Origin of the sequence: Oleomonas cavernae (genome assembly GCF_003590945.1) — a bacterium.
Taxonomy (GTDB): domain Bacteria; phylum Pseudomonadota; class Alphaproteobacteria; order Zavarziniales; family Zavarziniaceae; genus Zavarzinia; species Zavarzinia cavernae.
The window spans coordinates 564599-576285 of the sequence record NZ_QYUK01000008.1 but is presented as its reverse complement, the minus strand read 5'-3'; the positions used below and the strand labels follow the sequence as shown (position 1 = coordinate 576285).

At 65.8% G+C, this 11687-nt stretch carries 12 protein-coding genes; 7 read left to right on the top strand and 5 right to left on the bottom strand.

The genetic code is table 11. The features are described 5' to 3' along the window. Positions 1 to 122 precede the first annotated feature (122 nt). Together D3874_RS31050 and D3874_RS02965 are read left to right on the top strand one after the other, a co-directional pair. Positions 123 to 257 carry a hypothetical protein gene (locus D3874_RS31050; protein WP_274380559.1) on the top strand — a complete coding sequence of 45 codons (135 nt, stop codon included), beginning with the start codon at positions 123 to 125 and terminating at the stop codon, positions 255 to 257. A 595-nt stretch (positions 258 to 852) separates the two neighbouring features. Further along, positions 853 to 1863: a methyltransferase gene (locus D3874_RS02965; protein WP_119776304.1), complete on the top strand. Its 1011-nt coding sequence runs from the start codon at positions 853 to 855 to the stop codon at positions 1861 to 1863. A gap of 157 nt (positions 1864 to 2020) precedes the next feature. Here the strand turns inward: D3874_RS02965 and D3874_RS29030 are convergent, their stop codons facing one another. From D3874_RS29030 to D3874_RS02945, 5 genes are all read right to left on the bottom strand, one after another. After that, positions 2021 to 2167, bottom strand: coding sequence for a hypothetical protein (locus D3874_RS29030; protein ID WP_199698897.1), 147 nt, complete (start codon positions 2165 to 2167; stop codon positions 2021 to 2023). Further along, positions 2164 to 2820: a MucR family transcriptional regulator gene (locus tag D3874_RS02960; RefSeq protein WP_233559801.1), complete on the bottom strand. Its 657-nt coding sequence runs from the start codon at positions 2818 to 2820 to the stop codon at positions 2164 to 2166. Before D3874_RS02960 ends, D3874_RS29030 begins: the two co-directional genes overlap by 4 nt. A 48-nt stretch (positions 2821 to 2868) precedes the next feature. Next, positions 2869 to 4029 (bottom strand): winged helix-turn-helix domain-containing protein, encoded by a 1161-nt coding sequence (locus D3874_RS02955; RefSeq protein WP_119776298.1) that lies wholly within the window; start codon positions 4027 to 4029, stop codon positions 2869 to 2871. Between the two features lie 87 nt (positions 4030 to 4116). After that, positions 4117 to 5154 (bottom strand): 4-hydroxy-2-oxovalerate aldolase, encoded by a 1038-nt coding sequence (gene dmpG, locus D3874_RS02950; RefSeq protein WP_119776296.1) that lies wholly within the window; start codon positions 5152 to 5154, stop codon positions 4117 to 4119. Next, positions 5154 to 6095, bottom strand: a complete 942-nt coding sequence (locus D3874_RS02945) for an acetaldehyde dehydrogenase (acetylating) (protein ID WP_119776293.1) — start codon at positions 6093 to 6095, stop codon at positions 5154 to 5156. Before D3874_RS02945 ends, dmpG begins: the two co-directional genes overlap by 1 nt. A 93-nt stretch (positions 6096 to 6188) precedes the next feature. On the opposite strand from D3874_RS02945, the gene D3874_RS02940 reads away from it, so the two are divergent. The 5 genes from D3874_RS02940 to D3874_RS02925 all read left to right on the top strand — a co-directional run bounded on the left by D3874_RS02940 (position 6189) and on the right by D3874_RS02925 (position 11675). Further along, positions 6189 to 6959 carry an IclR family transcriptional regulator gene (locus tag D3874_RS02940; protein ID WP_119776291.1) on the top strand — a complete coding sequence of 257 codons (771 nt, stop codon included), beginning with the start codon at positions 6189 to 6191 and terminating at the stop codon, positions 6957 to 6959. A gap of 208 nt (positions 6960 to 7167) precedes the next feature. Beyond that, positions 7168 to 7524 carry a hydantoinase/oxoprolinase N-terminal domain-containing protein gene (locus tag D3874_RS29025; protein WP_199698896.1) on the top strand — a complete coding sequence of 119 codons (357 nt, stop codon included), beginning with the start codon at positions 7168 to 7170 and terminating at the stop codon, positions 7522 to 7524. Then, positions 7521 to 9089 carry a hydantoinase/oxoprolinase family protein gene (locus D3874_RS02935; protein ID WP_199698895.1) on the top strand — a complete coding sequence of 523 codons (1569 nt, stop codon included), beginning with the start codon at positions 7521 to 7523 and terminating at the stop codon, positions 9087 to 9089. Before D3874_RS29025 ends, D3874_RS02935 begins: the two co-directional genes overlap by 4 nt. 11 nt (positions 9090 to 9100) lie before the next feature. Then, positions 9101 to 9535, top strand: coding sequence for an acetone carboxylase subunit gamma (locus D3874_RS02930; RefSeq protein ID WP_199698894.1), 435 nt, complete (start codon positions 9101 to 9103; stop codon positions 9533 to 9535). Between the two features lie 4 nt (positions 9536 to 9539). Continuing rightward, entirely contained in the window at positions 9540 to 11675 is a 2136-nt protein-coding gene (locus D3874_RS02925; RefSeq protein ID WP_119776289.1) for a hydantoinase/oxoprolinase family protein, read from the top strand. Positions 11676 to 11687 lie beyond the last annotated feature (12 nt).

Sequence of the window (11687 nt, the reverse complement as noted above, 5' to 3'; positions counted from 1 at the left end):
GGGGCATGGTCAAGGAACCCACCCCATTTTCAGAGCTGCCCCACGGCCCGCTCTGCCCCAGCGATCTGCGGCGATGGGACGTTGTGGTTGTACGGTGCTTGGCCTGCCGGCAGCACCGGAAGGTGCTGAATAGGGAGCAATTCGAGGCGCTGGGGCTCGCCAGCGTCTACTTCAAGGATCTGCGGCCACGGCTGAAGTGCGAGGGCTGCAACAAGAAGGGCTTCGTGGAGCTGCTGCTCGACAAGGTGACGCGCTGATCGTGCGTTAGTCGGTGCCGATCGGCAGGCCGAGCAGGGTCGCTGCCAAGTCGCCCTGCCGATCCGAATTGTCGCCGGCTGGCGCGCTTTCTGGCGGTCGCCAGATAGGACCGCAGTACACACCGAGGTGGCCGGCCCTTGTGGGTATTGGTTGCTACCCCGAAGCAGGCGCTGATCTGGCCGATTTTTCGCTTCGGCTCTGTGCTCAAACTGCTAGGCGTGTGTGCTCAAACTTCTTGGCGCGCTATACATGTCGCCACCGGCGGTTTCGCCCAGATCCGAGGCTGCTGGCCGGCTGGCAAAATAGTCGACGCAGCCGCACGGGGAATGTATTGCCGTTTGCAACGGCTTTGCTAACGTCTGCCTGCTTGGGGAAAACAGGGCTGGTTCGTTGGCGTTCCGGCCGGGGGATATCTGGGGCTGTTTCAAAAGGTGTGCCGTGCGGAGACGCAAACGGCTCGCCCGTGTCACCGAACGGCAGGCCGAAACGGACTTTTCGAAACAATTTCTTACCGTGGCACCGGTGCCCTTGGCAGGGCGCCCCGCCGAGCGGTGCCACGATTTCAGCGCGCACTTGAAGCCGGGGGACGGGATCATGGTCGACGTGACACCAGACAAAATCATGCAGCTTGGCCTGGGCTTCTGGGACTCCAAGACATTGCTGAGCGCTGTCGAGCTCGGCGTCTTCACCGAACTCGCCGCGGGTCCGGCCGACCTGCCGACCTTGCAGGCCAGGCTGAAACTGCATCCCCGCGCGGCGCGCGACTTCTTCGACGCCCTGGTGGCCCTGAAGCTGCTCGAGCGTGACAACGGCGCCTATCGCAACAGCCCCGATACGGATCTCTTCCTCGATAAGGCGAAGCCGTCCTATGTGGGCGGCATCCTGGAAATGGCCAATGCCCGGCTCTACGGTTTCTGGGGCTCGCTCACGGAAGCCCTGCAGACGGGCGAGGCGCAGAACGAAGGCAAAAACAGCGAGGACTTCTTCGCGGCACTCTATGCCGAGCCCGAACGGCTGCGTGGTTTCCTCCGTGCCATGAGCGGCATCAGCGCCGGTGCGGCGCAGGCGATCGCCGCCAAGTTCGACTGGTCGAAGTACAAGACCTTTGCCGACGTGGGTGCGGCGCAGGGCATGGTGCCCGTGGTGGTCGCGCGGGCCCACCCCCACCTGCGCGGCGTCGGTTTCGACCTGCCCGCCGTGCGGCCGGTCTTCGAGGAATTCATCGCCGAGCAGGGGCTCAGCGACCGCATCAGCTTCCAGGCCGGCAGCTTCTTCGACGATCCGATGCCCAGCGTAGAAGTGATCGTGATGGGGCACATCCTGCACGACTGGGATCTCGCGGAGAAAAGGCTTCTGCTCGATAAAGCCTTCGCCGCGCTGCCGAAGGGCGGGGCCGTGATCGTCTACGACGCCGTCATCGATGACGAGCGCCGCGAGAATGCCTTCGGCCTTCTCATGAGCCTGAACATGCTGATCGAAACCCATGGCGGCTTCGACTACACCGGCGCCGACTGCCAGACGTGGATGCGCGAGGCCGGCTTCGTCTCCACGCGCGTGGAGCCATTGGTGGGGCCGGATTCGATGGTGATCGGATACAAGCCTTAGTGAGCTTGTGAAGCGGCGCGATGCCAGCATGGCGGTAGCCCGGATGCGGGCCACCAACTCGTCCGGCGAGATTTTCTTGGTTACACAATGGACGCCGCCCGCGACACAGCCGTGGACGACGCCTCAAGGCCAAACCCGCTAGCCGCCGAGGGGCTGGTCAATTGCCCTTCTTGGCGAAGCGATTGGCGGGATAGCGGAACGGGGGCAGCGATTTCGCCTCGCCGCTCGGGGCTTTGGCCGGTGCCTGGGTAGCCTTGGCCGTGGCCTGGGCGGCCTTGGCCGGGGGCTGGGTGGCCTTGGTCACGGGCGGTGCGGCCTTGGCCGGTGCCGGGGCGGCGGCTTTGGCGGGCGGCTGAACGGACGCTGCCGATTTTGCCGGCTTTGCCGCTTTGGCGGCAGGGGCCGGTGCCTTCGCCGGCTTGGGGGCGGTGCTGCCGGTGCCTTTCGGCCCAGCCCGATCGCCACGGCCTGGGTGGAGCGCAGCTTGGCATAATCGGGCGCGACCATCGGATAGTGCGCGTCCAGGCCCCATTTGCGTTTGTATTCTTCGGCCGACAAGCCGTGACTGGCGCCCAGGTGGCGCTTCAGCGACTTGAACTTCAGCCCGTCTTCCAGGCAGACGATGTGCGCCGGCGTAACCGAGTCCTTCACGGGCACGGCCGGGACAAGAACGGCCTCTGCCTTGGGTTGCGCCTGTCCCAATCCGGCAACAGTGTCGTGTATAGCGACGATGACCGATGGCAAATCGGCGGCGGTAACGCTGTTGCCAACACAATAGGCCGATACAAGCTGGGCAAGTGTTGCCAGGGTCAATTGGCTTTCGCCTGTGCCGTTCGCTGAAGTGCCGGGCGACAGTGCCGGCAGATCGTCGGAATTCATCGGGGGGAGACCTCGGAAAACATCATCATACGCCAGCGGCAGGGGCGCGGCGCAACTCATTACTTGCAGGTCTTCCAATATCTATCAACTGCTCGATGGTTGCGGGCAGACTTTCGGGGTGCGTCGTCAGGTGTCGAGCTGAAAAGCCTCGAAGCGATGCAGTTCCTGCTCGATCAGCTTTTTGTGGGTCCTGGCTGAACCGTGGCCGACCCAGGTCCATTGCTGGACCAGCAGCTTGCGCCCCTCGCGATCGGCCTTCAGGTCGACGGCGGCGACGATTTCATCGCCGACCAGCACGGGCAGGGCGAAGTAGCCGAACACCCGCTTCTCCTTCGGGATATAGGCCTCGAAGCGGTGCTCGTAGTCGAACAGCAGGTGCAGCCGCTTGCGCTGGATGATCAGCGGGTCGAAGGGCGACAGGACATGGACCACCGCCGGCGGGGCCGCCTCGGCGAGTGCATCGAGCGCTTCGGGCGGGGCCCAATGTTCCACCTTGCCGGCCCCGTCGACGGCCAGCGGCACCAGTTCCCGGCGCCGGACCCGGCCCTCGATCAACTGCCGGATCGGCGCCTTGCGCTTGGCATCCAGGTGGCAGATCGAATCGAGGCTGACCAGGCCCTGGGCCCGCAGGGCGCGGTCGAGCAGGTAGTTCAGGGTCTGGGTTTCCGAGGCGGGCCGGGGCCTGGCCTCCCAGGCGAAATGCCGCTCCATCAGGTCGTAGGTCTTGAGCATGCCGGCCCGTTCGCTGACGGTCAGGGCGCCGGTGAAGAAGGCCAGTTGCAAGGCCCGCTTCGACGGCTTGCGGCTGGCCCAGGCGTGATCCTTCTCGACCAGGACGTCATCGTCGATATCGCGGATCGAGAGCGGGCCGTCCTTGCGGATCAGGGTCAGGACCTTGCGCAGATCCTCGGGCTTCACCGAACCGAACCAGGTGCCCGGCGATTGCCGGTGGCGCTTCATATCGTTGATGAAGAAGCGCAGGTCCCTGGTCGGGACATAGGACAGGGCGTGGGTCCAGTATTCGAAGACGCTCTTGTCGACGCTCTGGGCCTGGCGCAGGTGCTCGCGCTGATAGGCCGGGATGCGGTTCCACAGGATGTGGTGATGGCAGCGCTCGATGACATTGATCGTGTCGATCTGGACATAGCCCAGATGCTCCACCGCGGCGGTCGCCGCCTGAGGGCCGCTGCCGAAGGGCTCGGGGACATCGAGGCGCTGGGCGCGCAGCCACAGGCGCCGGGCCTGGGTCTTGGTGATCGCGACGGGTTTGCGGGTGGCGCTGGTCATGAGCGAAACCTAGCGGATTCGCCAGCACTTGCGATGAGGCAAAACCTCATGCCCGGGTATCCTGCCCGGGCATGAGGTCTGTGGTTGTCAGGCCACCGCCTGCTGCTTCTTGGCCAGGTCCAGGGCGATGTCGACGATCATGTCCTCCTGTCCGCCGACCATGCGCCGGGCGCCGGCCTCGGCCAGGATGGCGCGGGCATCGACGCCGTAATCCTTGCTGGCCTTCTCGGCATGGCGCAGGAACGAGGAATAGACCCCGGCATAGCCGAGCGTCAGGGTCTCGCGGTCGACCCGCACCGGGCGGTCCTGCAGCGGCCGCACCAGGTCCTCGGCCGCGTCCATCAGCTTGTAGAGGTCGCAGCCGTGCTTCCAGCCCTTGCGCTCGATCGCGGCGATGAAGACCTCCAGGGGGGCATTGCCCGCACCCGCCCCCATGCCGGCCAGGCTGGCGTCGACGCGGATGGCGCCGGCCTGCACGCCGACGATCGAATTGGCGACGCCCAGCGACAAGTTGTGGTGGGCATGGATGCCGCGCTGGGTCTCAGGCTTCAGCACCCGGTCATAGGCCTCGCAGCGCGCGCGGTAACCATCCATGTCCAGGGCGCCGCCCGAATCGGTGACATAGACGCAGGTGGCGCCATAGCTCTCCATCAGCTTGGCCTGGCTCGCCAGGTGATCGGGCTCGATCATGTGGCTCATCATCAGGAAGCCGATGGTGTCCATGCCCAGCTTGCGCGCCGCCTCGATATGCTGTTTCGAGACGTCGGCCTCGGTGCAATGGGTGGCGATACGCACCGACCGCACGCCCAGCGAATAGGCGTGCTTGAGTTCCTCCACCGTGCCGATGCCGGGCAGCAGCAGGGTGGTGATGGCGGCGTGCTTCACCACATCGGCGACCGCCTCGATCCACTCCCAGTCGGTATGGCGGCCGAAACCGTAGTTGAAGGTGCCGCCGTTGATGCCGTCGCCGTGGGCGATCTCGATCGCGTCGACGCCGGCCTCGTCCAGGGCCTTGGCGATGGCGCGGACGTGGTCCAGGCCGTACTGGTGGCGGATGGCATGCATGCCGTCACGCAGGGTCACGTCCTGGATGTAGAGTTTGGTGGTGGTCGGATCGAGGGCCATTATGCGGCGTCCTTCAGCAGCTTGCGGGCGGCGATCTTCTCGGCGGTCTTGAGCCCGGCCGAGGTCATGATGTCCAGGTTTCCGGCATAGGCGGGCAGGTAGTGTGCGGCGCCCTCGACTTCCAGGAAGACGCTGGTCTTGACGCCCTCGAAGGTGCCGTGGCCGGGGATATGCACCGGGTTATTGGCACCGAAATGCTCGAACTGCACTTCCTGCTTCAGGCGGTAGCCCGGGACATAGGCCTGGACCCGCTCGACCTGGGCCTTCACGGCCGCCTCGATGGTTGCCGTGTCGGCGCCCGAGGACAGGGTGAAGACGGTGTCGCGCATGATCATCGGCGGCTCGGCCGGGTTCATGATGATGATCGCCCGGCCCTTGGCGGCACCCCCCACCTGCTCGATGCCTTTGGCCGTGGTCTCGGTGAATTCGTCGATATTGGCACGGGTGCCGGGCCCGGCGGACTTCGACGAGATCGAGGCGACGATCTCGGCATAGTGCACCGTGGCGACGGACGAAACCGCCGCGACGATCGGGATCGTCGCCTGGCCGCCGCAGGTGACCATGTTCACGTTGGGCGCATCCAGGTGATCGTCGCCGTTCACCACCGGAATGACGTAGGGGCCGATCGCCGCCGGCGTCAGGTCGATCATGACCTTGCCCGCCGCCTGGGCGACCGCGTTGTGGTGCCGGTGGGCACCGGCCGAGGTGGCGTCGAAGACGATGCCGATTTCAGGCCACACGGGCAGCTTCTGCAGGCCCTCGATGCCTTCGTGGGTGATGGCGACGCCCAGGCGCTGCGCCCGCTTCAGCCCGTCCGATTCCGGGTCGATGCCGACAAAGGCGGCCATTTCCAGCACCTTGGAGGTGCGCATGATCTTGATCATCAGATCGGTGCCGATATTGCCCGACCCGATGATTGCCACCTTTACCTTTTCACTCATGACCTATCCTCCCGATCGATGTTGGGCGGATGATTGAGCAGGGCGAAGGCACTGGCAATTTACGCCGTCGCCGTTTGCTCATATTGTGAGAGAATGAAAATAGAGCCATCAAGTCGGGAGACGGGGGCCCAGGCGCTGGACCGGGCCCTTGCGCTGTTCGTCGCGGTGATGAAGGACCGGGGCCGCACACCGCTGGGCCAGCTTGCCGAGCGGCTGAACATCCCGATTTCCACGGCGCACCGCCTGATGGCGGCATTCGAGCGCCAGCGCCTGATCACCCGCGGGGCCAGGGGGCGCTATGTCGCCGGCATGGGGCTGGCCGAGCTGGGCCCCGATCGCCGGGCCGTGCTGATCCAGGCCAGCCGCCCCTTGCTGCGCCGGGTCGCGCGGGCGCAGAAAAGCACCGCCCATTTAGGCATTCTCGAGGCCGACATGGTTACCTACCTGGTGAAGGAACACGGCGGGGGCCCTGGCGTCTTCACCCGCGAACTGATGCAGTTGGAAGCCTATTGCACCGGCATCGGCAAGGTTCTGCTGGCGGGCCTCGATACGGCCGCCAGGGAGCGCTACCTGGCGGCGGGGCCGTTCGTCCCCCTGACTGGCACCACGCTGACCGAACCAGGCGACCTGCGCCGCAGCCTGGCGGCGGTGGAGGGGCAGGGCTATGCCATCGACGATGCCGAAATGGCCGAAAACGTCCATTGCGTCGCGGTGCCTGTCCATGACGGCCAGGGCCGGGTCATCGCCGCCATTTCCCTGTCGAGTGCCGATCTCCAGGCACCTGGCACCGATGTGCTGATTCCGGCCCTGCGCGGCTGCGCGGCGGCGATCGAGGCCAAGCTGTTCGGCCAGCCCCAGCCCTGAAACCGGCCCCTCTATCGGTCCCCCCGATCAGGGGGAGTAGCGCCGCACCGCCCCGGTGAACACTGCGGACAACGAAAACGGGGAAACGGTCAGGTAGAGCCCGAGTCACCTCAACGCGAGCGGCCATTCCGCCCGCCACAGGCGGCTTGCGCCCTGCGCCAGGCGAAACAGCCACTGGCCGTGCCCTCCTTGATGACGGGAATGGGGCATGGGTCTGCTCATCAATATCGACAACGGCGGCACGCTGACGGACATCTGCGTCATCGATGGTGCAACCGTCCATCACACCAAGACGATCACCACGCCCTATGACCTGTCGAAGTGCTTCTTCGAGGGCTTGAAGAAGGCGTCCGTCGCGATCTATGGCGAGGAACGGCTCCTCGACCTGATGCTGGCGACCGACCACATCCGCTATTCGACCACCCAGGGCACCAATGCCATCGTCGAAAAGAAGGGCCCGCGCCTGGGCCTGGTCCTCTCCAAGGGCAGCGACGCGGCGATCCTGACCCGCACGGCCCAGACCCGCGACATGTTCGCCGCCCTGGTGGGGCCCGCATCGAGGTGATCGATACCGCGCTGGACGGCGACGCGTTCGACAGCGCCCTGGTCCAGGTGATCAACGGCCTGACCAATGCCGGCGCCAACCGTATCGTGATCAGCCTGGACGGCGCCGATTATCGCGGTGCCGAGCGCCGCCTGAAGCAGGCGATCCTGCGCAAGTTCCCGCGCCACCTGCTGGGCGTCGTGCCCGTGCTGTGTGCCAGCGACCTGGTCGACGACAGCGAGCCCGAACGGCGCGCCTGGTCGGCCCTGATCAACGCCTTCCTGCACCCGGCGATGGAGACCTTCCTCTATAACGCCGAGGGTATCTTGCGCGAATACAAGCACCAGAACCCCCTGCTGATCTTCCGCAACGACGGCGACAGCTCCCGCGTTGCCCGCACCATCGCGGTGAAGACCTATTCTTCAGGCCCCCAAGGCGGCATGGAAGGCGGGCGGGCGCTGGCCGCCCATTACGGCTTCAAGCGGCTGCTGACCATGGATATCGGCGGCACCACCACCGACATCGGCCTGGTCGAGAACGGCGTGCCCCACATCAAGCGCCGCGGCGAGGTCGAGGGGATCGAGATCGCCTTCCCGCTCTCGGAAATCGTCAGCGTGGGCGTCGGCGGTTCCTCGATCCTGAAAGTGCGGGATGGGGTGCTGCATGTCGGGCCGGAATCGACCGGTGGCGCCCCGGGGCCCGCCTGCTTCGGCCTGGGCGGCAAGGAAGCGACCATCACCGACGTCTTCCTGCTGACCGGCCTGATCGACCCGGCGACCTATTTCGGCGGGGCCATGACCCTGGACCGCGACCGGGCCCGCGCCGCGATCGAGGCGAATATCGCCGGCCCCCTGGGCCTCGGCTTCGAGGCGGCGCTGGAAGTGGCCGAGAAAGCCTGGATCGCCAAGGTCGCCGACAGTCTCAAGCAGTTCACCCGCATCGATGCCGACACGACCCTGGCGGCGTTCGGTGGGGCGGGGCCTTTCGTGGTTTCGGCGATCGCCGAGGCGGCGGGTATCCAAAAGGTGATCATTCCCGGCCTGGCTGCCGTGTTCTCGGCCTTCGGCATCGGCTTCTCCGACATCGCCCAAGGCTATCGCCTGATGGCGGCGGTGGACGGGGTGCCGGCCACGGTCGACGAACTGCGCACCCGCGCCGGCCGGGACATGTTCGCCGAAGGCTTCGACATTGCCGAGTGCCGGCAGGAATGGTCGGTGTCCCATGCCAGCGGCAATGACGACAGCCGTCACGCCTGGCAGCCCGGCACGCCCTTGCCGGCCGAGCTGGCGGGCGCGGGCGACCTGGCGGTCGAGCTGCGGGTGGTCAAGGACATCAATCACGCCAAGCTCGTCAACGGCGCGGCGCCGACACCGATCGCCGCGGTGGTTGCCGGCAGTCGCGCACTGACGATGCCGGGCGACGGCAGCGTAACGCTGCCCGTTCACCGGCTGGAAGCGCAGGGTCCCGGTGCCTTCGCCGCCGGCCCCTGCATCCTGGAAGAAGCCTTTTTCACCGCGCGCATCGGCCGCGGCTGGCGTTTCGCGGTGAATTCCAACCGCGACACCCTGCTCAGCCGCGACGCTTGAGGAGACCCGACGTGAAGGTCCTGATCACCGAATACCTGCGCATCAACCTGGACAGCGAACGCTGGGAATGCCGGCGTTGCGACCATGACATCGCGCCGGCGCGCGGCAACTACAAGGAAGGCCTGCTGGTCTACAACCGCGACCCGCGCGAGATCCACAAGCCGCTGCTGGACCCCGCCAAGTACGACTACACCTATTCGCCCAACCCGACCTGGTGCCGGATCCTGGAATATTACTGCCCGGAATGCGGGACCATGGTCGAGACCGAGTACACCGTGCCCGGCCACCCGCCGACCCATGACATCGAGTTCGATATCGACGCCTTGAAGGCGCAATGGTCCAAGCGCAAGGAAGTGGTCAACCGCAACCCGGGCAAGGAACCGCCGAAGCTCGAGGGCCATCATCACCACGGCCACAGCCACGCCCACGCCCCGGCGAAGGACTGAGAAGATGAAGCGCGTTTCTGTCGACATCGGCGGCACCTTCACCGACTGCTTCGTCATCTGGGGTGACCGCTACGTCCAAAGCAAGGCCCTGACGACCAAGCACAACCTTGCCCAGGGCTTCAACGAGGCGCTGGACTTCGCCTGCCGCGAGGTGGGGACCACGCGCGACGAGATGCTATCGCAGGTGGACTCGGTGCGCTATGCCACCACGCTCGGCACTAATGCCCTGATCGAGCGGCGCGGCCCCAAGATCGGCTTGATCACCACGGCCGGCTTCAAGTCGGTGGTGCCCCTGTCGCGCGGTCGCGGCTATGGCGAAGGCCTGTCGATGAAGCAGCAGCAGGATATCCCGAATGCCGAGCGGCCCCACCCGCTGGTGCCCATCGAGATGATCCGCACCGTGCGTGAACGCATCGATTACAAGGGCGAGGTGCTGATCCCGCTGAACGAGGACGACCTGCGCCGTCAGATCCGCGACCTGGTCGATGCCGGGGCCGAGGCGCTGGTGGTGACCCTGGCCAATTCGGTGGTCAACCCGGTGCACGAGCTGCGCCTGCAGGAAATCTTCGTCGAGGATTATCCCGAACACATGCTGGGCGCGATGCCCCTGCTGCTGTCGCACCAAGTGGCGGGGCGCAAGGGCGAGTATGTCCGCTCCATGTCCACCATCATGGATGCCTTCCTGCACAAGGCGATGTATTTCGGCCTGTCCTCGCTCGAACGCAACCTGCGCAGTTCGGGTTACACCAAGCCGATGCTGGTGGTGCACAATTCCGGCGGCATGGCCCAGCTCAATTCGACCGACGCCTTGCAGACCGTGCACTCCGGCCCGGTCTCGGGGATTGCCGCGGCCGAGCATCTGGCGCGTCAGGCCAAGCTCGGCAACGTGGTGGCGACCGACATGGGCGGCACCAGCTATGACATCGGCCTGGTGGTCGACGGCGGCGTGAAGTTCTACGACTTCCAGCCGACCATCGAACGCTGGCTGGTCTCGGTGCCCATGGTCCACCTGGCGACGCTCGGCTCCGGCGGCGGTTCGATCGCCCAGCACAACCGCATGTACGACACGGTGCAGTGCGGGCCCAAGAGTGCGGGTTCCGATCCGGGGCCTGCCTGCTACGACCGTGGCGGCCTGAAGCCCACCGTGACCGATGCCGACCTGCTGCTTGGCTATCTCGATCCGGCCAACTACGCCAACGGCTATATCAAGCTGAACCCCAAGCGGGCGCGCCAGGTGATCGAGGACGAGATCTGTGATGTCCTGGATCTGGACCTGATCGAGGCCTGCAAGCTGATCAAGCGCACCGTCGACCTCGACATGGCCAATGGCGTCGCCACCGAATTGCGCACCTTCGGCTATGACCCGATGGAATTCACCCTGCTGACCTATGGCGGCAATGGTCCCTTGCACGCCTGCGGCATCGCCAAGGGCCTGGGGATCGGCCGCATCCTGGCGCCGCCGTTCGCCAGCGTCTTCTCGGCCTGCGGGGCGGGTAACTTGAGCCAGCTCCACATTCACGAAATGTCCACCTTCACGGTGATGTTCGACGCCAACACCAAGCAGCTCTTCACCGACTTCGACCGCTTCAACGCCATGGTCGAGGAGTTGGAGCGGCGCGGGCGCGAGGACCTGCTGCGCCAGGGCATGGCGGTCGAGGCGATCCGCTATCGCCTGGAACTGGACATGCGCTATGGCAATCAGCGGGTGCAGACCGCGGTGGTGACCGACCTGCACCGCCTCACCGCGCTGGAAGACGTGGTGAAGCTGATCACCCAGTTCCACCGCTCCTACGGCGATCGCTTCGGCGAGGGCAGCCAGGCGGCGGAGGCGGGCGTGCGCATCAACACCGTGCGCGTCTGCTCCTATGTCGAGATCGACGCGGTCGATTTCGAGAACATCCATCCCGGCCAGAAGCGGGTGCCGGCGCCCGAGCCGGTCGGCCATCGCTCCTGCCATTTCGTCGATCACGACAAAGCAATCGATACCGCGGTCTATGACGACAAGGCGCTGGAACATGGCGTGGTGCTGAACGGCCCGGCCATCGTCACCACCAGCCACACCACCTACCTGATCGAGCCGGGCTGGCGTTTCGAGGCCGCGGCACAAGGGGCCGTCTGGTTCACGCGGATCGACGCGTGACCGGCCCGTACG

What these genes read in the sequence shown, in the direction of transcription:
- D3874_RS02965 (WP_119776304.1), top strand. Translation starts at nt 853, where the DNA reads ATGGTCGACGTGACACCAGACAAAATCATGCAGCTTGGCCTGGGCTTC.
- D3874_RS02925 (WP_119776289.1), top strand. Translation starts at nt 9,540, where the DNA reads ATGAAGCGCGTTTCTGTCGACATCGGCGGCACCTTCACCGACTGCTTC.
- D3874_RS02955 (WP_119776298.1), bottom strand. Translation starts at nt 4,029, where the DNA reads ATGACCAGCGCCACCCGCAAACCCGTCGCGATCACCAAGACCCAGGCC.
- D3874_RS02945 (WP_119776293.1), bottom strand. Translation starts at nt 6,095, where the DNA reads ATGAGTGAAAAGGTAAAGGTGGCAATCATCGGGTCGGGCAATATCGGC.
- dmpG (WP_119776296.1), bottom strand. Translation starts at nt 5,154, where the DNA reads ATGGCCCTCGATCCGACCACCACCAAACTCTACATCCAGGACGTGACC.
- D3874_RS02940 (WP_119776291.1), top strand. Translation starts at nt 6,189, where the DNA reads ATGAAAATAGAGCCATCAAGTCGGGAGACGGGGGCCCAGGCGCTGGAC.
- D3874_RS29025 (WP_199698896.1), top strand. Translation starts at nt 7,168, where the DNA reads ATGGGTCTGCTCATCAATATCGACAACGGCGGCACGCTGACGGACATC.